Origin of the sequence: Paenibacillus luteus, from assembly GCF_006542765.1 — a bacterium.
Classification (GTDB): Bacteria; Bacillota; Bacilli; order Paenibacillales; family Paenibacillaceae; genus Pristimantibacillus; species Pristimantibacillus luteus.
On the sequence record NZ_SKCD01000077.1, the window covers coordinates 65,106 to 88,094 of the forward strand.

Consider the following 22,989-nt stretch of genomic DNA (forward strand, 5'->3'; position numbering starts at 1 on the left):
GCTAAGCGATGGGTGCTCTTTGTTTGTTTAGGTTCGTGCGGAAAGTTTGTCGTAAGCCGGGTTCTGTACTTCTAGTGGTCCAAACGGGAACGACCCTCCCACAATGAAGCGACAATCATCTATCTAGGCCGTACATTGCTATACGGCTCCAGCAACCAACCCGGACGCGCCTCAGGCAAAGGCTGCAGCTTAGGGGCTGCGGCGTCCTCTCGGTCTTGCTCCAGATGGGGTTTACCAGGAACGTAGTCACCTATGCTCCTCGTGGTCTCTTACACCACGGTTCCACCCTTACCTGTGCCGACATAAAGCCGGCCATCGGCGGTCCATTTCTGTGGCACTATCCTTCAGCTCGCGCTGACTGGACGTTATCCAGCATCCTGCCTTGCGGAGCCCGGACTTTCCTCTCGCGGCAACAAGGCCGCCAGCGATTGTCTGTCAAACTTTCCGTGGCGTCGTTAAGTATACAAGGTATTACCGAAAAGTTCAACCCTGAATGTCTAACTAAACAAAAAAGCATCGATATAAGCAAATAACACCCAATAAATCGATTAAACGAATGTAAACGGCTCCGTGTTGAGTGCAGATGCAATTGCCTGGGTTTCCGCTTTGCTGCTTGCTAGCTGTTTATTTAGCCAATCGGCTACCTGCTGTTTCATAACCTTCTCTATGTTATGGCCGGGGTCAATAATAGTCATACCTGCTGCCAGTGCATCATGGGCGGTATGATAGTCAATATCTCCTGTAATCAGTACATCTGCTCCTGCGAATACCGCATGACGTACATATTTGGCGCCTGCGCCGCCAAGTACGGCTGCTTTGCGTATCATCCGGTCAAGCGGGCCGACTACCCGTACAGCAGGCACATCGAATATCCGCTTTGCTTGCTCCGCAAGCTCGCCGAGTGTAATGGATTCCCTCAGCTTCCCCGTTCGGCCGAGCCCAAATGAACGGCCTTTCAAATCCACCGGATACAAATCATAAGCAACTTCCTCATAGGGGTGAGCCTTCAGCATCGCTTGTACCGTCTTACGATGAACACTGTGTGGAACAATCGTCTCCACTCGGACTTCGTCCACTCGCTCCAGCTTGCCTTCTACCCCGATATAAGGCGTTGTGCCTTCACCAGGAATGAATGTGCCGGTTCCTTTGATCGTAAAGCTGCAATTGCTATAGTTCCCGATCTGTCCCGCACCTGCACGCCAGATTGCCTCCTGCACTTGCTCCTGATGAGATTCTGGCACGAAGACGACCAATTTATACAGCTTATCCGTATGGACTTCCTCTAGGCATTGTCGGCCTTCAGGAACGATACCAACAAGATCGGCAAGCCAATCATTGATTCCCCCATCAGCGACATCTAGATTCGTATGTGAAATATAAACGGCTATGTCATTTTTGATTAGCTTTTCGTACAACCGCCCTGCCGCTGTAGACGTATCCAGCTTAGCCAGAGGACGGTAAATAATCGCATGGTGCGCAATAATAAGCTCCGCTCCCTGCTCAATAGCTTCATCTACTACCGCATCCGTTACATCTAAAGCGATCAGTATTTTTTTGACAGGTTTATTCAGTGTTCCAAGCTGAAGGCCAATTTTATCATTTTCAACCGCATAATGCTTGGGAGCCAATTGCTCCATTAGCTGGATGACGGTTTGTCCATGAGCAAACATTGTAATACCTCCTCAATGACTTTCATTTCCGCTAACATTTGCTCGCGTTTTACAGCGGATTCTGCTAGTTCTGACTCTGATAGCTGTCCGCAAATTCTCGCAAGCTTATTCAGCTCATGCCGCCATTTCTTGAATAAAGCCGGCTTTGGAGCACGAAGCAAATGAGGGCCCATTTGCTGCAGGATTTTGCGCAAACCATCGGGCTGAAGCGAAAGCTTCAGGAATTTCCCATTGTAGAGCTCTTCATTGCGTTCTTGCACATCGGATACCCGAATCGCATGCATGATTTCATAAATCTTGCCATCCTCTTCAACGATGCTCTCGTCTGCCAAATACCAATCATGCTTCAAGAGCCACGCACGGACAAACTCTTCCCCCACATTTGGCTGCAATACAAGTTCCTGAACGCCTTCGAGTTTTCTTGTAGCTTGGCCAGCCTCCAGAATCTCGCTCATTAAACTGCCGCCCATCCCTGCAATGGTTACCGTATCTGCTTCGCCATTATTCAGTACATTTAAACCATCGCCTTGCCGGACCGTTAATCGGTCAGAAAGACCGGCATCTGCTCCCTGCTTCCTTGCCGCCTCAAAAGGCCCTCGGTTGAGTTCTCCCGCAATGGCAGAAGGACATTTGCCCGATTGCAGCAAATATACCGGCAGCATCGCATGGTCCGAACCAATATCCGCTACTCGTGATCCTTCTGTTACATAATCCGCAATCAACTGCAGACGATTAGAAAGTTTTAACATTATACAACCCACACCATCCATTTTTTTCGCATTAAAAATAATAAGCCGCCGCCAACAGCAATTTTGATGATAAGCTGCAGCTGCAGCCAAATGGCCTCATCAACAAACATCATGGTATACAGCTCCGGCATGAACCATACCAGTGAGCAGGTCACAAACAGAACCGCTGACACCGTTTTGGACCATCGGTTGAAAAACCAGCTGCTCCAGCCAAACAAGCAGGCGATAGGCAGCCAATAAAGCTGAACCTCATACCATTTCGGATCAACCATTAATTGAGAAAGCAGCCAAGCGTAAACCAGAATCGCCGCTAACCAACCGCATAAATGGAGCATTGAAATACGGGCGGTAATACCATAGACAACCCAGAAGAGTGAGCAAAAAGCAACCAATCCGGTTTTCCAGCCCCATTGGTCGATCTCATGAAGATTTAACATATATAATCCGCCGCCAAGCAGCAGGAGCATTCCCGTGCTTGTTATAGCCAATCCAGCCGCTTCATTTCGGGACCGGAGGCGCTGTCCAATCCGCAAAAAAAGGACGACTGCAAGCGACACGACTGCCATTTGCAATAAGGGATGAAATTCGTTAAAATAAAGCACAACAAAGGAAATTAAGGTAAAAGTTCCAAATGTAAGTAGCCACTGCATGCCGGTTGCCCGCTGCACAGCCGCTATTGCTTTTCCGACGGTATGATGCTGTTCTTTGGTTGTAGGGATCGCATCTTGTTCAGCATATAAATTGAGCAGAAAGTCACAATATTGATCTGGCAGCAGCTTACTGCGCCGCCAATGATCAATTTCTTTCACGATAATTTGCCGACGATCCTGATTCATGAATTCCCGCTATCCTTTCGATATAGACTTGAGTGCTCGCAAGTTCCTATGTATGAGGGTTATTTTTTAGAAAAAAGACCTCGCTGCACGTGCAGAAAGGTCACTATTTTCAAGCATAAAGTTTTATTCAAGGAAATCCTTCAAACGTTTGCTGCGGCTTGGGTGACGCAGCTTGCGAAGTGCTTTGGCTTCGATCTGACGAATACGCTCACGCGTTACTCCAAATACTTTACCCACTTCTTCAAGCGTGCGTGTACGTCCATCATCAAGTCCGAAGCGAAGGCGAAGTACGTTTTCTTCTCGCTCGGTAAGTGTATCAAGAACGTCCTCTAACTGCTCTTTAAGCAGTTCGTAAGCAGCCGCGTCTGCAGGAGCTAGAGCTTCTTGGTCTTCAATGAAATCTCCAAGATGTGAGTCATCTTCTTCCCCGATCGGAGTCTCCAATGAAACAGGTTCTTGAGCAATTTTCATGATCTCGCGAACTTTTTCGGTACTTAGCTCCATCTCAGCCGCAATTTCCTCAGGTGTCGGTTCGCGCCCAAGTTCCTGCAGCAATTGACGGGAAACCCGAATCAGCTTATTGATCGTCTCCACCATGTGAACCGGAATTCGGATCGTCCGAGCTTGGTCAGCAATAGCGCGCGTGATAGCTTGACGAATCCACCAAGTTGCGTACGTACTGAACTTAAAGCCTTTCTGATGGTCAAACTTCTCAACCGCTTTGATAAGGCCCATATTGCCTTCTTGAATTAAATCAAGGAACAACATTCCCCTACCGACATAACGCTTAGCAATACTCACGACAAGGCGCAGGTTGGCTTCGGCAAGTCTCCGTTTGGCTTCTTCATCGCCATTCTCAATTCGCTGTGCAAGTTCAACCTCGTCATCTGCGGAAAGAAGCGGAACACGGCCGATTTCTTTTAAGTACATCCGTACTGGATCATTAATCTTGATGCCTGGAGGCAGTGCAAGATCATCATCAAAGTTGAAGTCGTCCTGCTCGCGCTCTTGCTCTTCCCCGCCGGCAGCGAGTGGATTTTCTTCATCATTTTCATTCAGTACCTCAATACCAAAATCATCGAGCTGCTCGAAAAATTCATCAATTTGTTCTGGATCTTGATCGAACGGAGCCAACTTATCCATAATTTCTTTGTACGTCAAAGATGACCTCTTCTTGCCTTGTTCAATCAGTTGATCCTTCACATGATCCAGTTTTTGTTCAGTATCTAGTTCAGTATGTTGATCATTCGCCATAATCCGACTCCCTCCCCCCTAGAAACGATCTTCCTGTCGACCTTTAAGCTGTCTCTCTAGGGTTATAATCTCACTAGCTATTTGTGCTGCTGCCAAAAAATCTCCGGTACGCTCAGCACGCACCATGTCTTCCTTCTTACGCTCAATATCCCGGAATTGCGGTACCTTGATAATGTCTTGGATATAAGCGTCCATTATTGTGTCATCGAACGGAAAGTCGCCGTCCATCATCAATATGGATGCTGCTGCTCGTTCCAATCGGTCATCATGCAGTGTTGCGATAAATCGGCTGGCATCCGGATCGTAGCCCTGTGCAAAATAAGCGTATAAATAAGCAGCAAGCGCTGCATGATCCTCTACATTAAACGCATCCCCAAGCCGGTCATGTACCGTCTGTGCTACCTCTTGGTCCCGCATCATAACATGCAGCAACCTTCGTTCTGCATGGGTATAAGCGGGCATAAGAGTTGGCGGTCCAGACTTTCGGGGTTTTTCATTCCTACCATTATTCCACGAATTGTCGTTATTATCCCCTTGCGGTTTCTTTTTTTGCAGCTCCTGTCTGATTTGATGACAGTCCTGCTTCAAGGCGTCAAGAGAGATTTCGAACTCACGGGATATTTCCTTTAAGTAGACCTCGCGTTCTGTTGATGAATCAAGCTCCGCAACAATTTGCACTGCTTCAAGGAGATAATTTTTTTTACCTTCATCTTTTAGCAGTATATGGTTTTTCCTTGAATATATAAGCTTAAATTTTGTAACCGAAACCGGTTGATCCATCGTATCTCGCAAGAAAGCCTCCGGACCGTATTCGCTTATATAATCGTCGGGATCCTTGCCTTTTGGAAGCATCGCCACCGATACTCTAAGGCCTGCGCTCTCCAGCATCGGAATGGATTTGAATGCCGCTGCTTGTCCAGCGTCGTCACCGTCGTAACAGACAATAACTTCTTCCGCTTGCCGCTTTAAGATCGCGCAATGTTCTTCGGTCAATGCCGTTCCCATTGTCGCTATCCCGTTTTTCACGCCCGCACTCCATGATTTAATGACGTCCATGTAGCCTTCAAATAATACAACCTGCTTGCTCTTCCGAATAGCCGGCCGCGCGTAGTGCAAGTTATACAGCGTTCTGCTTTTCGTAAACAACATCGTTTCCGAGGTATTCAAGTATTTCGGCTGTCCTTCGCCTATAATGCGACCCGCAAACGCGGTAGCTTTGCCGTCTCGATCCCATATCGGAAACATAATGCGATTGCGAAACCGATCCACATACCCGCTACCGTCTGCTTTCGCCGAGAGCAACCCGCCTTTTTCCATTAATGCCTGATCAAATCCGCGATTCGTTAAAAAACGTGCCAGCAAGTCCCACTCTTCCGGAGCGTAACCAATCATAAAATGATCAATCAGTTTATCGCTTAGTCCCCGCTCACGCAAATATTGCTTAGCAGCCTGACCTTGCTTCGTGTTGTTCAACACATGATGGTACAGCTTGATCGTCAACTCATGCGCTTCAATGATTTTGGCTCTATCAGCATCATGCGGCGTAGATTTGACACCATCGGGTGATGCCCATGTAATAGGCATTCCCGCATCTGACGCCAGCATGCGTACGGCTTCAGGGAAGGAATAACCTTCCATTTCCTCGACAAAACGGATAACATTTCCGCCTTTGCCGCAGCCGTAGCAATGGTAAATTTGGAGCTCCGGCGTAACTGTAAACGAGGGAGTCTTCTCCGAATGGAACGGACATAACCCCTTCATATATTTGCCGTGCTTCGTGAGATGAACATATTTCCCGACCGTCTCTACGATGTCATAATGCTTGCGAACCGCATCAATGACCTCTTCCGGTATTTTATTACCGTATGTCATCGTTCATCACCTTCATCCTAGTAACACGTAAATAATATTCGCTATACGTCATGGTTCTCCTGCTCATTTCGCAAAACTTTTGTCAACTTTTGTTGAAAACGATCACGATCGTCATTGTTCATCGCTTTTGGCCCTCTTGTTTTGCCTCCAGTACGCCTTCGCTTGGCAAGCTCATGTCTGCGCTCCATCAAATAATCGATGTTTTCATCCGTATATTGCTCTCCGCGTGGAGACAATACGACGGCGCCTTTCCCGATGGCAATGCAAGCCAGTCCAAAGTCCTGGGTAACGACTATGTCTCCACGTACAATGTGATTCACAATATAAAGATCTACGGATTGATTGCTCCGGTCAACCTGAACAATATCAACCCCAGGCTGCGGCTCCAGCCGGTGGTCATGGGAGGCCACCATCAGTACACGAACCGAGAAGCGTCTGGCCGTTTCACCAATCTCCGCTTTTACCGGGCATGCATCCGCATCGACAACAATCGTTGGCTGCTCTAGCTTCAATGACATCACCGCTCGAATTCAATTTCATATCCTGTACTATTATATACGGCATAACTATAAAAAATCCTGCCGACTGCCTTTAAGGCTTTCGTACATATTCCATAATCAAGCTTGCCGTTTCCTCCACTGCTCGGTGTGAAACGTCTATGACTACGCAATCAAGCCTCTTCATAATAGTATCGGCATAAAGGAGTTCTTTTTCAATACGGTCAGGCGTAGCATAGGATGCATTATTTGGCAAACCCAATGCCTTGAGCCGCTCCTTACGAATCGTATTCAGGTAAGGCACTCCGATCGTCAGACCAATGACCTTGCGCCTAGGAATTTTAAACAGCTCATCTGGCGGTTTCAGTTCAGGTACAAGCGGAACATTGGCAACCTTAAACTTCTGATGTGCAAGGTACATCGATAGCGGAGTCTTTGACGTCCGAGATACACCGACTAGCACGATATCTGCTTTAAGCACGCCAGAGGTGTCTCTTGCATCATCATATTTGACGGCAAATTCAACAGCCTCCACTTTGCGGAAATAATCCGCATCAAGTACGTGGTTGAGACCGGGTTCTTGGCGTGATTTACGACCAGTACGCTGCTCCAGCGTCTCAATAAACGAGCCAAGAAGATCAATCGCTACTACAGAATATGTTTCTGCCAGCTTCTTCATGCTGTCCCGCAGATGGGGGATGACAAGGGTATAGAGCACTATGGCATCCGCTTGCTTGGCCTGCTGTACGATACGTTCCAAGCCGAGCTCCTCTGTAATAAAAGGAGCTCGACGAATATCGGTGTTTATCGGGTGGAACTGAGCAATGGCGGCGCGAACGACTAGCTCACCCGTATCCCCCGCTGCGTCAGATACGACATATACGATAACTTCCGGATTTGAACGAGACATGATTCATCATCCTCCTGTTTCAATCCTTTACCAAACGAGCTTCGAAAAATCAGCAATAACCGCGATATCCTCTGCAATTCCTGCTAATGTTGCCAGACGATTGGCTCTAATGGCCTCATCCGAGGACATGACCATTACCTTCTCAAAATAAGTATGAATAAACGGCTTCAATGATGATAAGGTTTGCACGGCTTTCGAAATTTCTCCGATTTCTACAGCCTCACTGAAGATTGGACGCAGCTGCAGCCAATTCTCGTAAAGTTCTGTTTCTGCTTGTTCAGCGAACAGTGAAGGATCAACTATAGAACCTTCCGCTTTGGACCCCAAATTGCTTACACGGTTAAATTGCTCAACGGTTTGCTTAAACTCGGAGCGATCGTCGCTGGCAGCCAGCACCTGAACGACCGAAGCGCGCTTAATTGTTGATTTCAAATCCGCGAAGCCTGAAGCCATAACGGCATCCACCACGTCGTAACGAACACCTTGTTCAGAAAGTACATTTTTGACACGCAGTGCGAAGAAATCAGCTAGTTCCTTGCGAATATCAGAAGCTGTACGCTTCAATCCACGACTCTCATGTACGGAAAGCGCAGCATCATACAAATCGTTTAATTCCAGCTTCAAACCATGCGCCAAAATAATTTGAACAATGCCGGCAGCCTGCCTGCGCAGCGCATAAGGATCCTGTGAGCCTGTCGGAATAATGCCGATGGAGAAGCATCCCACAATCGTATCGATTTTGTCCGATAAGCTTACGATTGCACCTGTTAATTCTGAAGGAGCGAGATCGCCTGCGAATCGCGGCTGATAGTGCTCATTAATGGCTTTCGCCACTGAGCTTCTCTCTCCTGCTTTCAGAGCATAATCTTCACCCATAATGCCTTGAAGCTCAGGAAATTCATAGACCATTTGCGAAACAAGGTCAAATTTACAAACATCTGCCGATCGGCTTACGTCCTTTGCCGTTTGCTCATCCACCAGCAACTGCTTGCTTAACAGATCGGCAGTTGCACGGATACGTCTTACTTTATCGGCAACCGAGCCGAGCTCTTCATGATAGACAATGTTTTCGAGTTTCGAGAGGGCATGCTCGATCGTCAGCTTATGATCTTCCTCATAGAAGAACTTGGCATCTGAAAGTCTGGCTCGCAATACTTTTTCATTGCCTTTAGCCACAAGCTCAATCGATTTTCTATCCCCATTGCGCACGGTAACAAAGTAAGGCTGCAGTTGCCCTTCTCCGTCAAACACGGGGAAATAACGTTGATGCTCGCGCATAGACGTAATGAGGACCTCCTGCGGAATGTTCAAAAATGCAGGATCGAAGCCGCCGAACAATACGTTAGGGTATTCGACCAAGAAAAGCACCTCTTCAAGCAAATCTTCCTTGACCGCGATTTCCCAGTTTTTCTCTTTAGCGAGTTCGTCAATCTGAGCGACAATAAGCTGCTCACGTTCGCTGACATCCGCAATGACATGCTGCTCACGCAGCCGCTCTACGTACTCAGCCGGCTCTAGAACCGTGGCATCGTCTCCGAGGAAGCGGTGTCCGCGGGACACGTTGCCCGTTTGAACGCCTGTGATTTCAAAAGGAATAACATCCTTGCCAAACAACGCAATCAGCCAGCGTATCGGTCTGACAAAACGAAGCTCATGGCTTCCCCAGCGCATATTCTTTGGAAAAGACATTGATGTGATGATGGAAAGCAAACCCTCTGGCAGTACAGCTGCCGTTTCCGTGCCGATGCTGCTCTTAGTCGCATATACATACTCCACGCCTGCAAGCTCTTGGAAATAAAGCTGATCGGGCTCTACACCCTGGCTGCGGGCGAAGCCTAACGCTGCCTTGCTCCAATTGCCTTGATCATCCTGAGCAATCTTGCGCGATGGCCCCTTGGCTTCTTCATTCATGTCAGACTGCTTCTCAGCCACCTCATGAATCAGAACAGCAATCCTGCGCGGTGTGGCATAGACGCTAACTTCTCCGTGTTCGATCCGGGAATCGGCCAGCCATTTCACCATTTTATCCTTCAACTGATTCATTGCGCCGCGCACGAACCTTGCTGGCACTTCCTCAAGTCCGATCTCAAACAAGAAATCTCTAGCCATGCTGCTCCACTCCTTTCTTAAGCAACGGGAATCCGAGGCGTTCTCTCTCTTCAAAATAAGTCGATGCGCATGCACGCGCCAAATTTCTGACTCGCGTAATATAACCTGTTCTCTCGGTAACGCTAATAGCGCCGCGAGCATCAAGAAGGTTAAAGGTATGCGAGCATTTCAGCACATAATCATAAGCAGGGAAAACAAGATGCTGATCCATCGTTTTTTTTGCTTCTTCCTCGTACATGTTAAACAAAGTGAATAACATAGCCGTATCCGAAGTTTCAAACGTATATTTAGAGTGTTCATATTCCGGCTGCTTGAAGACGTCGCCATAAGTAATGCCTTCTACCCATTCCAAGTCAAAAACATTTTCCTTTTGTTGAATATACGAAGCAAGGCGCTCCATGCCGTAAGTAATCTCAACGGCTACCGGATTAGCATCGATACCTCCAACCTGCTGGAAATACGTAAATTGCGTAATCTCCATGCCATCCAGCCATACTTCCCAGCCAAGTCCCCATGCGCCAAGCGTTGGCGATTCCCAGTTATCCTCAACAAAGCGGATATCATGTTCATTTGCATCGATGCCGAGCTGCTTTAAGCTCTCCAAATATAGCTCTTGGATATTGTCTGGAGACGGCTTCAGGATAACTTGGAACTGATGATGCTGGTATAGACGGTTAGGATTTTCACCATAACGACCGTCTGCAGGACGCCGGGAAGGCTCGACATAAGCTACATTCCATGGCTCAGGTCCGATTGAACGCAAAAACGTCATCGGGTTCATCGTACCTGCACCCTTTTCCACATCATAAGGCTGTACCAAAATACAATTTTGCTCGGCCCAGAACTGTTGCAGCGTCAAAATCATTTTTTGAAAATTCATTTCTGACCCTCTCCTTCTTCCACTGTTTTTCCATTTGCGAAAGTTTCCGCAAAATCAGCAAACGCGTCGACATGCAAAAAACTCCCGTCTCTACGCCTGCTGCCAGACGTAGGGACGAGAGTTATATCCCGCGGTTCCACCCTACTTGGTTAGCTCCATATGAGCCAACCCTCTTTAGTCGATACGACTCCGGAGTGCCCTTTCATCGTTTTGTCCGTCCAGGCTCTCACTTTTCCCGGCTCGCTTATTACGTCGACATAAAACGATTACTTTCTCCATCATTGCCCAATATTCATATTGCACTATTTTATGCTTCTTTGTGATAATTGTCAAACTTGAGGTGCATAGGAATGGCAATTAGGTTAATGGCCTTCCACTCCACTCTTAGGTGCTGCGCCTGATCCGCTTTTTCCAATAATATCTTTCATCCCTGCATTCCCCATCATAAGGACACATACAAGGGCTAAACCCGCCGGAATAATTGACCATAGGAAGGTTGCAGAGACTGATTCCGACAATGCGGCTACGATTTTATCCATAACAGCTGGCGGGATTTCCGCGCGTTTATCTGGTGACAGCAGCTCACGGGCATTATCCGTCATCGGCCCTGCGCCTTCGCTGCCCGCGAAAGCATCTGTCATTCCGCTAGTAAAGTGATTGCGCTGAATGATACCAAATACGGTAATGCCTACAGTCATGCCAAGTGATCGCACAAAAGACATCGTGGAAGTCGCGCTGCCTCGCTGACGCATATCAAATCCATGAATGGAGGACATCCCAAGCACGGAGAAGGAGAAGCCGATCCCGAATCCAGTCAGGAACATAAATACGGACAACATAAATCTTGTGGTGTCAGGCGTAATGGTAGATAACAGCACAATGCCCACGATGAAAATAACAGCTGAGAAGGTCATGATATTCCGATATGGCATTTTGTTCGCTAGAACGCCGCCAAGCTGTGCTGCTATAACCGAACCCAGTGTCATTGGCAGCAGCGTTAATCCTGCGCTAACAGCTGTGCCGCCGAACACCCCCTGTACAAACATCGGAATATACAGAGCAGCCGTAATAAAGGCCGCACCATAAAATAAACCAGCACCTGTACTCGATGCAAATAGACGCTGCTTGAACATTTTGAATGAAATAATCGGCTCTGTCGCTTTGGTCTCTACAAACAGGAAAACCGCAAGCAATACAGCAAACCCGGCAAACAAACCCATGATTTGCGCAGAATCCCAGGCGAATTTCGTGCCGCCGAGCTCAAGGGCAAACATCAGGCAAACGATGGAACCCACAAGGGTGGAAGCTCCCCACCAGTCGATCTTTTGCTTTGCATGCGAAAGGGATTCCTTATAGAAGATTACGATAAACGCAAGCGCTACAAGGCCAATCGGCACATTGACGTAGAAAATCCAGCGCCAATTAATGTATTCCGTTAAGTATGCCCCGGCAAGCGGACCAAACAAACTTGATGTGCCGAATACCGCTCCGAACAATCCGCCCATCTTGCCGCGTTTCTCTGCTGGAAAAATATCAAACACAATAGCAAATGCAATCGGCATCATCGCCCCGCCGCCAATTCCTTGGATGGCACGGTAAATCGTTAGCTGCGTAATTGATTCTGCTGTTCCGCAAAGAACGGAGCCAATTAAAAACAACGAAATGCCGAGAACAAAAAACCTTTTTCGCCCATACATATCCGATAATTTCCCGAATATCGGCATACCCGCCATTTCGGTTACCAGATAAGCAGATGTTACCCACACGTACTTGTCTAATCCGCCCAGATCGGACACGATCGTTGCCATCGCAGTCGATACAATCGTATTATCGATTGAAGCCACGAGTATGCCAAGCAAGAGCCCGGCGACAACAAAACCAAGTCTATTTTGTCCTGTAGACATCAGGAAAATCCCTCCATTTAATTACGAATCTTCAACAGCCTCAATTAGCATAAACCAAACACATGTTCATGTAAACAGACAAAAGAAGGATCGGTTTCTACATCTGAAGAAGGATAGAAAAAACGATGTTTGCAGGTAACCATTGTTGAGTTTCATCACATAAGCTTATCCAATTGGTCTAAGAAATTACGCGATTTCAACTGCAACCCCATATGGGTATCCATTAGTTTTCGCATAGCCAGCTTCAGCTCTGCTTTCGTTTCCGGCTTGACCTGAATAGAGCCAAGCCTCCTCATATCCATTCTGCGAAATAATTGCAATAGCTTGTAAGCACCTTCGCCCAGCGGAATGGCATGCGGGTCTTTGCCCGTGCATCTTGAGCATAATATTCCTCCTGCATAAGGTGACAGCTTAAAAGGACCTACGACATTGCCGCAGCTAACGCATTCATCGAGTGCTGGCGCGTATCCTGACAAATCCAAAATGCGCATCTCATACAGATGGGATACGATTTGCGGATCTTTACCCTCCTGAAGTGCAGCAAAGCAAGCTTTTAGCTGCTCGAAATGAAAGCCTGTTGCCTCGTCATCCTGTAGCGAGCGGTCCGTAAGCTCCGCCACATAGGAGGAATAGGCTGCTAAATCAAGCTTTTCACGCAAAACATGGTGAGATTCAATAATCTCACCATGATTAAGTGTTCCCAGCCCACTGCTGCGGAAATAGACGAACTCTCCATATGTAAAAGGTTGAGCAAGCGATGAATGTTTGCTTTTTAATTTCTTAGCGCCGCGAATGAGCACCCCCGCTTTCCCATTGGTCTTTGTGAGCAGCGTAACAATTTTATTGCCTTCCCCATAATCCATGCTTCGAATAACAATTCCCTCAACTCGATATAGCATTACGCAAACTCTCCCCTGAAAGCAAAAACGAAAATGCGCCGTCCCATGGCGGCGCCTTTCGTTTAGCGGTTAAAAATAAGCACAGCCTGACGAGTGGTCGTCAGATGCTGGCTTATGTTTTCAAACCTATATACCTATGCAGCATTACAATTAACATTGCAATTTTAGCCAGAAGCATCTTCCAAATCCAGCACGGCAAGCTCATCTTGATCCTGTACCGATTCAACGGAGCCGTTTTCCGCTCCTACTTGTGCCATTTCCTTATAAAGCATGAAGGACTCGACATCCCCGGTCAACGTAAAATACTTCCACGAAAAATTCCGCATACGTATTCATCCCTTTCCGCTACCTGAAATGCTGCTCCAGGGTGGTAATAGGATGCGATGATCCGCTTCAATCTATCCTTAACAAATAACGTCAATTCAGACTAATCATGCCGATAGCCTAGATCCTTGAGAACACGTTCCTGGTTGCGCCAGTCCTTTTTCACTTTAACCCAAAGCTCCAGAAAAATTCGGGAGCCAAGCAGCGCTTCGATATCCTTGCGAGCCTGTTTGCCAACTTCCTTCAGCAATTCTCCTTTTTTGCCAATAATGATGCCCTTCTGGGAATCCCGTTCGACAAAAATGACAGCTCCGATATAAACGACCCCATTTTCCTTTACGCGCATATCTTCAATTGTTACCGCTATGGAGTGAGGAATTTCTTCACGTGTCATGTGCAAAATTTTCTCACGAATCAGCTCAGAGCACACAAATTGCTCTGGATGGTCCGTAATCTGATCTGCTGGATAATATTGCGGTCCTTCCGGTAAATAACGGGACAGTTGCTCAAGCAATGTCTCTACATTATTGCCTTTGAGTGCTGAAATTGGGATAATTTCCGCGAATTCATGAAGCTCGTTATATTGCGTAATCATCGGAAGCAATTGCTCCGGCAATACTTTGTCAATCTTGTTCATCACAAGAAATACGGGTGTTTTCACTTTTTTGAGCTGCTCGATAATAAATCGATCACCTCCGCCAAGACCTTCAGATGCATCGATTAGAAAAAGTGCAGCCTCTACTTCCCTAAGAGCACTTTCAGCTGTCTGCATCATGTAATTGCCAAGCTTGGATTGAGGCTTGTGAATGCCCGGTGTATCCAAAAATACGATTTGTGTGTCGTTAGTTGTGTATACGCCGTGGATCTTGTTCCGCGTGGTTTGCGGCTTGTCCGACATAATCGCAATCTTCTGGCCAATCAGATGATTCATAAGCGTAGATTTGCCGACATTAGGTCTGCCGATTATAGCGACGAAGCCCGAACGGAATTTTTTGCTGTCACGATCATTGGTACTATTTCGATTCATAAATGTTTTTAACGCTCCCTATTTTCTAATGATGCCGGAGTAAAAGCTCCCGGCAGTATGTCTGAAACGGTAGATATGGTCCATTGTCCCATTAAATTGCCCATAATGACGGGCATATCCGGCGCGCACAGCTCAACCAAGACCTGGCGGCAAACTCCGCATGGGGCAATCGGACCTTCCGTGTCGCCAATGATGGCAATCGCCTGAAATTGACCTGGGCGCTTCCCGTCCGCTACCGCACGGAACAAAGCCGTTCTCTCCGCGCAATTCGTAGGTGCGTATGCTGCATTTTCCACGTTGCAGCCGAAGTGAACATGCCCTTCATCATCAAGCAGCGCAGCCCCGACCTGAAAGTTGGAGTACGGGACATATGCACGAGACATCGCTTCCTTTGCGGTATGCAGCAGCTTCGTATAAGCTTCTGACAATCCTTCGTATACCATGCTTACCAGCTCCCATAATCAGTGTCTAGTTCATTATCAAATGCCATAAGGGCGGCCCAAGAATGAGCAGCCCTATTATAGCGGAGATAACAGCCGCAAACAGCACGGCTCCGGCAGCCACGTCCTTCGCGACCTTTGCTACCGGATGGATAGTTGGACTAGCTAAGTTAACCGCTTGTTCAACCGCTGTGTTAATCATCTCCGCACTGATGACGACCGCAATTGCTATCAGGATTATTGCCCATTCCAGCGGTTCGAGTGACACGATAAAGCCTAAACAGCAAGCGATTATCGCGGCAGCAGCATGAAACCGCATATGACTTTGGGTGCGAAGAGCAAAGCCGATTCCGGCAATAGCGACGCCGAAGCTAGAGAAAAACTTGTTCATTAACGGGTTAAGCCGACTTGCTGCAAAATGGCTTCCTGTTTGGCCGTCATTTCCGCTTCCGTCTCATCGTCTTGATGATCATATCCGATTAGGTGCAGGAAGCCGTGCACGAACAAAAACCCGATCTCTCGTTCCAACGAATGTCCATACTCTTCGCTTTGTGCCTGCGCCGTCTCCACGCTGATAATGATATCCCCGAGCATACCGGAAATCGGATCAAGCTCATCCTCACTTTCGACCTCGAAAATAATGTCAAGCTCCTCTACGCCATCCTCTTGCATGGCAAAAGACAGCACATCCGTCGGACGGTCAATACCGCGATACTCTTTGTTCAACTGGTGAATTTCTTCGTCATTCGTGAAAGTAAGCGATACTTCGCCGTCCACGATGCCTTCCGCTTCTCCTGCTAGCTGCAGCAGCTGCTCCAATTTAGCAATCCATGCTTCAGGTATTTCCAGATTTTGCTGTTCGTTGCTCCAATCTAGCTGCAAACTCATGCCAAACGCTCCTTTGTTTTCACATCATCCGGATATTCGATACGAGAGTGGAAAATGCCAATTACGCTTTCCTTAAGCGATTGAGCAATTTTGTCCAGCTCCTTGAGCGTCAAATCACACTCATTGTATTGGTTATCATCAAGCCTGCTTTTAATAATTTTGTGAATCATCGCCTCCACCTGCTCAACCGTTGGGTTGCGCAGGCTGCGAACGGCAGCCTCGACGCAATCGGCAATGCCAACAACCGCCGCTTCCTTCGACTGCGCTTTAGGACCTGGATAGCGGAAGTCGTCCTCCGTAAAAGCAGGCTCAGCCCCTTGCTCTTCTGCCTGCTTGACCGCCTTGTAATAAAAGAACTTCAGCGATGTTGTCCCATGATGCTGCTCAGCAATATCACGGATCGGTTTAGGGATATTATGCCCCTTTAGCATATCAACGCCATCTCTGGCATGGGCTACGATGATGGATTTGCTTAGCTTCGGATCAATCGTGTCATGTGGATTTTCAATATTCGACTGATTTTCAATAAAATAGTTCGGCCGCTTTGTTTTCCCGATATCATGGTAGAACGAGCCTACGCGGCACAATAATCCGTCAGCCCCTATTGCTTCTGCAGCAGCTTCCGACAAATTGCCGACCATTACGCTATGGTGATAAGTGCCCGGCGTTTCTGTAAGCAGCTTGCGCAGCAGCGGATGGTTGGGATTCGAAAGCTCGACAAGCTTGAGCGCCGACAAGATGCCAAACGTAATTTCAAAGAATGGCATCAAACCGATCACAAGAACCGCTGTAATCAAACCACTGGCAAAAGCGAAGGCAACAGAATAAATGAAAGCCACGCGTTCAAGCTGCTCAGATAACAGCAGGATCGTAATGACGGACAATGAACCAAACAAGCTTACCATAATGCCGGCTTTCAATATCGTCGACCGCTGACTTGCCCTATGGATAGAGAAGATAGCGGCAAACGAAACGACGATAATAACGAAACCGTACTGGAAATCAAAAATTTGATTTTGGCCTGTGTTTAATATAATGCTTCCCATAACCGCGAACAAAATGGAGCTGATCATTGCCAGATGGATATCTAGCAAAAGGGTAATCAGCATTGCCCCCAGCGCAGCCGGGGCCAGATAACCGGCATATGGTGCTGCATCCGTTTGGGTTAGCGAGATGATTTGAATCGTGATGATGTTGATAAGGAAGATCAGCCACAGCATCAGGAGCGACGCATTATTATACTTGGGCTTAATTCCGTTAATGCTGCCGGATTGATGCAGGTATGCATACAGCACAACGATAAACATGACGGACATAAAGAGCAAGCCGAGATGCGGCCAATAGTTTTTCTTATCCTGCAGCAGCGAGGAATCTACAAGCAGCTTATACAAATCAGGCGTAATGGTCTGGCCGCGCTTAACGATCAGCTCGCCTTCCTTGATAACAACCGGCGGCGTGTTTTGCTTTGCCTGAACCTTAGCTTCATCGGTAGCTGCCTTGTCCAAAAATTTATTCGGCATGATTGCGAATCTCGCGAGCTCCTGCACGATCTCCCTGCTTGTCCTGCTGGACAGCGTGCTCGCATTTACGAGTTCTGCTACCTGAGTCCGAGCCGTTTCGGCTTCACGCAATTGCTCGACTGTCAGCTTACGCACAATATCCCGAGCTACATTGCGCATCTCGGTTAACGTTTCCGACGATAAATTCGGCATTTTGTAAAAAGTTTCTTCCGGAATCGTGTACTCTTGCTCTTTGGCAATGAGTGCCATCTCATCGAGCAGCGTATCGTTATACGTCCCCTTGCCTTTGTTCAACTTCACGAAATTATCAATATACTCCGAATAGCGACCTGGAATTTCATTTCTGTAAATATCGATTTTATTTTGGAGTGTAACCTGATCATCTTGATTCAACTGCTCGATGCGGACAAATATTTGCTCCACAAGCGCTTCATTGCGAAGCGGAACGATGGAATAGATCGCATCGATTTTGTCAGCGGCATCCTCTTCCGCTTGCCTGGTCGCTTTCTCATCTTTGATTTGGAAGGGCGCTTTAATGTCCTTCTCGCTTACCGCGCCCTCCTCAATATCATACGTTTCTGGGACGAGATGCGAAGCCAAGCTGAAATAGAATAGCAGCACAAACATAAACATCAGCATCCAGCGAACGGCTGCACTCTGCTTCCACCCCGCCAATTTAGACGGGCGCAAGTTCCCCTGTTTTCCGGTCTGGTTTTGGTTCATGCAGCAGACATTCCTTTCTAGGCTTTGTTTTCAGCATCCCAGTTGTAAGCCACAATAATTTTTTGGACTAATGAATGACGAACGACATCTTGCTCTGAGAAAAGGATAATCCCGATTTCTTCTATGTTTTTCAAAATCCGCTGCGCTTCGATCAAGCCCGAGTTTTTGCCCCGCGGCAAATCGATTTGCGTTACGTCTCCTGTTATGACCATTTTCGATCCAAAGCCAAGTCTGGTCAAAAACATTTTCATTTGCTCCGGTGTCGTATTTTGAGCCTCATCCAAAATGATAAAAGCATCGTCAAGCGTCCGGCCGCGCATATAAGCGAGCGGCGCAATCTCAATCATGCCACGCTCAATCGCTTTCACGGTTTGGTCGGGCCCAAAGACGTCATGCAGCGCATCATATAAAGGACGTAAATAAGGATCTACCTTCTCCTGCAAGTCTCCTGGCAAGAAACCAAGGTTCTCGCCCGCTTCCACCGCAGGCCTTGTCAACACGATCCGTTTCACGGATCCTTCTTTAAGCGCAGCGACGGCAAGCACAACGGCAAGGTACGTCTTTCCCGTTCCGGCAGGACCAATACCAAACACGATATCCTTTTTGCGGATCGTCTTGACATAGTGACGCTGACCAATCGTCTTCACACGTATAGGTTTGCCACGATAGGTAGTCGTAATCTCTTTCTTAAACAAGTCTAGCAGCTCTTCAGCCTGCATTGTCCTTGCTAGTTCTAGGGCATAGGCCACGTCTCTCTCGGAAGGCTGGTAGCCCCCGCGAACGAGCTGTAATAACACATTGTATAACTGCTCTAGCGAATCAACCTCATCTACGGGTCCTGAAATGACAATTTCCGCTTCGCGCGACGTGACGGATGACTCCACCTGTGCTTGAATAAGGCGCAGAAAATTGTCTTGTGGTCCGAATACAGCCAATCCTTCCGCAGCGTTACCGAGCGGTATTTTTACTACTTTCGTCTCAATTTGCAACAATCCTCATTCTCCCTGCATCTGGACTAGTGGCATTTCCTTCACGATAGATTGCTCGACCTCAAAAAGAACTTTCATATAAACTTTACCATTGTCCGCCTTTTCATGCAAAACAATTTCATCCCGGATGACGGCATCGCTGCCTGCTTTGATGAGCACATCGGCTTTTGCCTGCAAGATGCCGACGGTTTTGGCCTCTTCTTCGGTCAAGTTCCGATCCTCCATCCGTGTTTCCATGACGGTTTCCTTCATCCGGCCAATCGGTATAGACCAATCCCGCCAGGAAGCCTTCTGCTCATAACGGATCGCTTCCGAAGCAGTGTATTCATTTTTTCCGAACCCGCTTACCTGAAGTGCCCTTGATCCGATAACCGCAAACCATTTTACTTTTTTCTCGCCCGTATACACCTTCACATGCTGAATCATGGGAGATGCGACTTCGAATTCATACCAGACAAGACCCCGCACTTTGCCTTTGGCTACGACTGTGCGCGAGTTTTCCTCGCCACCTATCGTGCCTGAAATTAACGTTTGATCTTTTTTCACCTTCGTATTCTTCCTAACGACAGGTCTGCCGGCCTCGGCTATAATTTCCGTTACAACCGCATCCGCTGAGGCAACCAAATGACGCGGGTTTTGCAGAGAAGCCTGATTAGGTATCGTCGATTCCACTACTTGAATAAGCACTTTCGTTCCTTTCTTCTCTACACCGACCCAAGTAGACCCTGGCAGCTTGCGAACAAGCTCTTTGGACAGTACATCAGCATCTGTCAAGCGGAAAGACCATTGCATCGGATATAGGCCTTCCTGCTTCGCTGCTAAGCGAATTTGGTCTTCGCTGAGCTTTACATTCCCCTGAACCTCGATGCTCCATACTAGAGAAGAAAGCATAAAAATGAGAGCGAAAAATAAAACAATTCCAGCAGCAAATAGTTTTCTCTTTTCTGCCTTTACCAGTAGAAAAGGCAAGCCTTTGCGCTGGATCACATGTACTCGACAGCCTGTCTCCTTTAAATACGTGCGAAGTCCGAAAAAGTCGCTGACAGATATCTCGAACTCCAGCAGTCCCCTGCTTGTCCACCGAATAGAAGACAGCTGCAAGCCTCCGGCAAGCGCACGATTGACAAGCTCCTCTGGCTGTCCTCCCCGGATATGTACAGTAACCATGCCTTTTAACCAATTAGCACCTTGTCCGCTCAATATTTTCCCCTCCGTTACTTGGCGTTCAGCTAAGTCTTAATCCAATCAAGCTATGCTAAGGAATCAGTTGAATGTTTGAAATTTGACCTTCAACAAACACTTCCTCCGTCCAAATCGTCCTTATAACAAGCGAGCTTCCTGTTACTTCCAACTGGCCTTTGCTTAATGCCAATCGCAGACGCTCGCTGGAAAAATGAACAACGCCCCTGTGATTTTCAATGTACAGCTGACAGTCACCAATCATCGTCAGTCGCGGCAAATCAAAGACGACATCATGCGGCATATCGAGCAGTTCTGCTGTTACTTTTCGAAATTTCTTTTTTATACGGCGCATGGACGAATTTTGCCTCCTCAAGGTTTGCGGAGCAAACCTACTTCGTAAGCGATACCTAGGTTTGCGGAGCAAACCTACTTCGTAAGCGATACCTAGGTTTGCGGAGCAAACCTACTTCGTAAGCGATACCTAGGTTTGCGGAGCAAACCTACTTCGTAGACGGTGCAGAATGCTGAATGAACACACTAGTGGTATGACGGTTTTCATGTACTGTACCAAATTATGCGCAAGACTCCTGAAATATGAGAATAATCTGGCCTCTCTTCATGCTTTCTGCTCGATGTTGATTTTAGAGACAAAAAAAAGCCAACCAGTATATTCCGGTTGACGCTGTTAGATTTGATACAAAAAGAGCTGTCTCCGCAAGGCGTAGATGCCTTGCGGAGACAGCTCTCCTATCGTTACTTCCGGAATGGCTTCTTCGAGCGAGGTGGACCAAGAACCTCTGCCCAGATGACAGCCTTTCGCAAATCCTCTGCTTGCACAGAAGTGACAAGTGCTCCCTGAGCCGCTGGTTTGCGTTCTAACGCATCCTGAGACTGCAACTTACTTGTTGATGCTCTCTTTAGCGCGCGCTCCAGAGAAGCGGTTTGTGACGCTCCAGCAGCCACATCGGTTTGCGTACCAACATACGATGGCTGCATCGGGGTTTGACGATCCTGTTCCCCACTCGATCGATAAACCGTCTGGCCCTCTGGCTGTTCCTGCAGCTCCGGACGGCTCTGGCGCTGGGGCTCTTCTGTTGTCCGAGGCTGCAAATTCCGAGGCAGACCGCCGCCTCCAAAATCCGGCATCTGGCTCGGCTTTTTCTTGCCTCCAGCTTTCCCAAACAATGAAGCCAACGCCCCAAAAATAATTACGACAATAAATATATTGTTCATCAAAAAATCAATGATTTTCAAGTTGCCCTCACCTCCGATACACAGCCTAGCCAAATGGAATTGTGAGGCTGCGCATGCGCGTTAGCGTCCGTCTTTGTGATCCGTAGGACCTTCTTGCTTACCAATAGAGCTGCGCATTTGCGTATCGGCCTCTATGTTTTTCAGGTTCATATAATCCATCACACCGATTTTTCCCGATCTGAGCGCTTCAGCCATTGCAAGCGGAACCTGTGATTCGGATTCTACGACTCGCGCTTCCATTTCTACTACCTTCGCTTTCATTTCCTGCTCTTGCGCCACAGCCATTGCGCGACGCTCTTCCGCTTTGGCCTGTGCGATTTTTTTGTCCGCTTCCGCTTGCTCCGTTTGCAGATGCGCGCCAATGTTCTTGCCTACGTCCACATCCGCAATATCGATCGACAGAATTTCAAATGCCGTACCGGCATCAAGACCTTTACCAAGTACCGTGCGAGAGATCATATCCGGATTTTCCAATACATCCTTATGGGAGTTAGCTGAACCTACCGTCGTAACGATACCTTCCCCTACACGGGCAATAATCGTTTCTTCGCCAGCACCGCCGACTAGGCGATCAATGTTAGCACGAACAGTTACACGCGCTTTTACCTTAACCTCAATCCCGTCTTTCGCTACCGCAGCAACGATAGGTGTTTCAATCACACGTGGGTTTACACTCATCTGTACCGCTTGAAGCACGTCACGACCTGCAAGATCGATGGCAGCCGCACGCTCAAATATGAGTGGAATATTGGCACGCTGCGCAGCAATCAGTGCATTTACGACGCGGTCAACGTTACCGCCGGCCAGAAAGTGACTCTCAAGCTGGTTAATATTAAGCCCTAAACCTGCTTTTGTCGCTTTAATGAGCGGGTTAACGATTCTGCTTGGAACGACCCGGCGCAAACGCATAGCTACGAGTGTAATAATTCCGACCCGAACGCCCGAAGCAAGCGCTGAAATCCACAACATAATTGGGAAAAAACTAAGAAATACAGACAGAACGATAATAACAACAACGGCTAATATTAAAAAGGAAACCAATGGATCCATATATCCAACCTC

General features: G+C 47.6%; 22 protein-coding genes and 1 other RNA gene. All 23 read right to left on the minus strand.

What is annotated here, in order from left to right; all coding sequences use genetic code 11:
* Positions 1 to 37: 37 nt before the first annotated feature.
* Positions 38 to 444: RNase P RNA component class A (rnpB, locus tag E0496_RS32310), an RNA gene on the minus strand.
* Between the two features lie 104 nt (positions 445 to 548).
* The gene (locus E0496_RS32315) at positions 549 to 1,670 is read right to left on the minus strand and encodes a Nif3-like dinuclear metal center hexameric protein (RefSeq protein ID WP_141506057.1); all 1,122 of its coding nucleotides are present in this window, start codon (positions 1,668 to 1,670) and stop codon (positions 549 to 551) included.
* Entirely contained in the window at positions 1,637 to 2,419 is a 783-nt protein-coding gene (locus E0496_RS32320) for a tRNA (adenine(22)-N(1))-methyltransferase (protein ID WP_141506058.1), read from the minus strand. The genes E0496_RS32315 and E0496_RS32320 overlap by 34 nt, the downstream gene beginning before the upstream one ends.
* Complete coding sequence (locus E0496_RS32325; protein ID WP_141506059.1) at positions 2,419 to 3,255, minus strand: hypothetical protein; 837 nt, start codon at positions 3,253 to 3,255, stop codon at positions 2,419 to 2,421. Before E0496_RS32325 ends, E0496_RS32320 begins: the two co-directional genes overlap by 1 nt.
* A 123-nt stretch (positions 3,256 to 3,378) precedes the next feature.
* Positions 3,379 to 4,509 (minus strand): RNA polymerase sigma factor RpoD, encoded by a 1,131-nt coding sequence (gene rpoD, locus E0496_RS32330; RefSeq protein ID WP_110770581.1) that lies wholly within the window; start codon positions 4,507 to 4,509, stop codon positions 3,379 to 3,381.
* Between the two features lie 18 nt (positions 4,510 to 4,527).
* Positions 4,528 to 6,381 carry a DNA primase gene (gene dnaG / locus E0496_RS32335; protein WP_141506060.1) on the minus strand — a complete coding sequence of 618 codons (1,854 nt, stop codon included), beginning with the start codon at positions 6,379 to 6,381 and terminating at the stop codon, positions 4,528 to 4,530.
* 41 nt (positions 6,382 to 6,422) lie between these two features.
* Positions 6,423 to 6,899 carry a YaiI/YqxD family protein gene (locus E0496_RS32340; RefSeq protein WP_141506061.1) on the minus strand — a complete coding sequence of 159 codons (477 nt, stop codon included), beginning with the start codon at positions 6,897 to 6,899 and terminating at the stop codon, positions 6,423 to 6,425.
* Positions 6,900 to 6,972: 73 nt separating this feature from the next.
* The gene (locus E0496_RS32345) at positions 6,973 to 7,788 is read right to left on the minus strand and encodes a pyruvate, water dikinase regulatory protein (protein WP_141506062.1); all 816 of its coding nucleotides are present in this window, start codon (positions 7,786 to 7,788) and stop codon (positions 6,973 to 6,975) included.
* 27 nt (positions 7,789 to 7,815) lie between these two features.
* On the minus strand, positions 7,816 to 9,897 hold the full coding sequence (gene glyS / locus E0496_RS32350) for a glycine--tRNA ligase subunit beta (RefSeq protein ID WP_141506063.1): 2,082 nt from the start codon (positions 9,895 to 9,897) through the stop codon (positions 7,816 to 7,818).
* Positions 9,890 to 10,777 carry a glycine--tRNA ligase subunit alpha gene (gene glyQ / locus E0496_RS32355; RefSeq protein WP_139994382.1) on the minus strand — a complete coding sequence of 296 codons (888 nt, stop codon included), beginning with the start codon at positions 10,775 to 10,777 and terminating at the stop codon, positions 9,890 to 9,892. The genes glyS and glyQ overlap by 8 nt, the downstream gene beginning before the upstream one ends.
* 362 nt (positions 10,778 to 11,139) lie before the next feature.
* Positions 11,140 to 12,681: an MDR family MFS transporter gene (locus E0496_RS32360; protein ID WP_141506064.1), complete on the minus strand. Its 1,542-nt coding sequence runs from the start codon at positions 12,679 to 12,681 to the stop codon at positions 11,140 to 11,142.
* A gap of 155 nt (positions 12,682 to 12,836) precedes the next feature.
* Positions 12,837 to 13,580 (minus strand): DNA repair protein RecO, encoded by a 744-nt coding sequence (gene recO / locus E0496_RS32365; RefSeq protein ID WP_141506065.1) that lies wholly within the window; start codon positions 13,578 to 13,580, stop codon positions 12,837 to 12,839.
* 164 nt (positions 13,581 to 13,744) lie between these two features.
* Complete coding sequence (locus E0496_RS32370) at positions 13,745 to 13,906, minus strand: YqzL family protein (protein ID WP_141506066.1); 162 nt, start codon at positions 13,904 to 13,906, stop codon at positions 13,745 to 13,747.
* A gap of 101 nt (positions 13,907 to 14,007) precedes the next feature.
* The gene (gene era / locus E0496_RS32375; protein ID WP_141506067.1) at positions 14,008 to 14,931 is read right to left on the minus strand and encodes a GTPase Era; all 924 of its coding nucleotides are present in this window, start codon (positions 14,929 to 14,931) and stop codon (positions 14,008 to 14,010) included.
* A gap of 8 nt (positions 14,932 to 14,939) precedes the next feature.
* On the minus strand, positions 14,940 to 15,374 hold the full coding sequence (cdd, locus tag E0496_RS32380) for a cytidine deaminase (RefSeq protein ID WP_141506068.1): 435 nt from the start codon (positions 15,372 to 15,374) through the stop codon (positions 14,940 to 14,942).
* 25 nt (positions 15,375 to 15,399) lie between these two features.
* Positions 15,400 to 15,762, minus strand: coding sequence for a diacylglycerol kinase family protein (locus tag E0496_RS32385; protein WP_141506069.1), 363 nt, complete (start codon positions 15,760 to 15,762; stop codon positions 15,400 to 15,402).
* Positions 15,762 to 16,259: an rRNA maturation RNase YbeY gene (gene ybeY / locus E0496_RS32390; protein WP_141506070.1), complete on the minus strand. Its 498-nt coding sequence runs from the start codon at positions 16,257 to 16,259 to the stop codon at positions 15,762 to 15,764. Before ybeY ends, E0496_RS32385 begins: the two co-directional genes overlap by 1 nt.
* Complete coding sequence (locus E0496_RS32395; protein WP_141506071.1) at positions 16,256 to 18,502, minus strand: HD family phosphohydrolase; 2,247 nt, start codon at positions 18,500 to 18,502, stop codon at positions 16,256 to 16,258. Before E0496_RS32395 ends, ybeY begins: the two co-directional genes overlap by 4 nt.
* Positions 18,503 to 18,519: 17 nt before the next feature.
* Positions 18,520 to 19,491: a PhoH family protein gene (locus tag E0496_RS32400; protein WP_141506226.1), complete on the minus strand. Its 972-nt coding sequence runs from the start codon at positions 19,489 to 19,491 to the stop codon at positions 18,520 to 18,522.
* 6 nt (positions 19,492 to 19,497) lie between these two features.
* A complete protein-coding gene (gene yqfD, locus E0496_RS32405) occupies positions 19,498 to 20,691 on the minus strand; it encodes a sporulation protein YqfD (RefSeq protein WP_141506072.1) in 1,194 nt (397 codons plus the stop codon).
* Positions 20,692 to 20,746: 55 nt separating this feature from the next.
* Positions 20,747 to 21,025, minus strand: coding sequence for a sporulation protein YqfC (yqfC, locus tag E0496_RS32410; protein WP_139994364.1), 279 nt, complete (start codon positions 21,023 to 21,025; stop codon positions 20,747 to 20,749).
* A gap of 401 nt (positions 21,026 to 21,426) precedes the next feature.
* Positions 21,427 to 21,927 (minus strand): hypothetical protein, encoded by a 501-nt coding sequence (locus E0496_RS32415; RefSeq protein WP_141506073.1) that lies wholly within the window; start codon positions 21,925 to 21,927, stop codon positions 21,427 to 21,429.
* 60 nt (positions 21,928 to 21,987) lie between these two features.
* Entirely contained in the window at positions 21,988 to 22,977 is a 990-nt protein-coding gene (gene floA, locus E0496_RS32420) for a flotillin-like protein FloA (protein ID WP_141506074.1), read from the minus strand.
* Between the last annotated feature and the right edge of the window lie 12 nt (positions 22,978 to 22,989).

Excerpts from the sequence above, each read along its gene's own strand:
- E0496_RS32315 (WP_141506057.1), bottom strand. The coding sequence starts at position 1,670 with ATGTTTGCTCATGGACAAACCGTCATCCAGCTAATGGAGCAATTGGCT.
- E0496_RS32320 (WP_141506058.1), bottom strand. The coding sequence starts at position 2,419 with ATGTTAAAACTTTCTAATCGTCTGCAGTTGATTGCGGATTATGTAACA.
- E0496_RS32325 (WP_141506059.1), bottom strand. The coding sequence starts at position 3,255 with ATGAATCAGGATCGTCGGCAAATTATCGTGAAAGAAATTGATCATTGG.
- rpoD (WP_110770581.1), bottom strand. The coding sequence starts at position 4,509 with ATGGCGAATGATCAACATACTGAACTAGATACTGAACAAAAACTGGAT.
- dnaG (WP_141506060.1), bottom strand. The coding sequence starts at position 6,381 with ATGACATACGGTAATAAAATACCGGAAGAGGTCATTGATGCGGTTCGC.
- E0496_RS32340 (WP_141506061.1), bottom strand. The coding sequence starts at position 6,899 with ATGTCATTGAAGCTAGAGCAGCCAACGATTGTTGTCGATGCGGATGCA.
- E0496_RS32345 (WP_141506062.1), bottom strand. The coding sequence starts at position 7,788 with ATGTCTCGTTCAAATCCGGAAGTTATCGTATATGTCGTATCTGACGCA.
- glyS (WP_141506063.1), bottom strand. The coding sequence starts at position 9,897 with ATGGCTAGAGATTTCTTGTTTGAGATCGGACTTGAGGAAGTGCCAGCA.
- glyQ (WP_139994382.1), bottom strand. The coding sequence starts at position 10,777 with ATGAATTTTCAAAAAATGATTTTGACGCTGCAACAGTTCTGGGCCGAG.
- E0496_RS32360 (WP_141506064.1), bottom strand. The coding sequence starts at position 12,681 with ATGTCTACAGGACAAAATAGACTTGGTTTTGTTGTCGCCGGGCTCTTG.
- recO (WP_141506065.1), bottom strand. The coding sequence starts at position 13,580 with ATGCTATATCGAGTTGAGGGAATTGTTATTCGAAGCATGGATTATGGG.
- E0496_RS32370 (WP_141506066.1), bottom strand. The coding sequence starts at position 13,906 with ATGCGGAATTTTTCGTGGAAGTATTTTACGTTGACCGGGGATGTCGAG.
- era (WP_141506067.1), bottom strand. The coding sequence starts at position 14,931 with ATGAATCGAAATAGTACCAATGATCGTGACAGCAAAAAATTCCGTTCG.
- cdd (WP_141506068.1), bottom strand. The coding sequence starts at position 15,374 with ATGGTATACGAAGGATTGTCAGAAGCTTATACGAAGCTGCTGCATACC.
- E0496_RS32385 (WP_141506069.1), bottom strand. The coding sequence starts at position 15,762 with ATGAACAAGTTTTTCTCTAGCTTCGGCGTCGCTATTGCCGGAATCGGC.
- ybeY (WP_141506070.1), bottom strand. The coding sequence starts at position 16,259 with ATGAGTTTGCAGCTAGATTGGAGCAACGAACAGCAAAATCTGGAAATA.
- E0496_RS32395 (WP_141506071.1), bottom strand. The coding sequence starts at position 18,502 with ATGAACCAAAACCAGACCGGAAAACAGGGGAACTTGCGCCCGTCTAAA.
- yqfC (WP_139994364.1), bottom strand. The coding sequence starts at position 21,025 with ATGCGCCGTATAAAAAAGAAATTTCGAAAAGTAACAGCAGAACTGCTC.
- floA (WP_141506074.1), bottom strand. The coding sequence starts at position 22,977 with ATGGATCCATTGGTTTCCTTTTTAATATTAGCCGTTGTTGTTATTATC.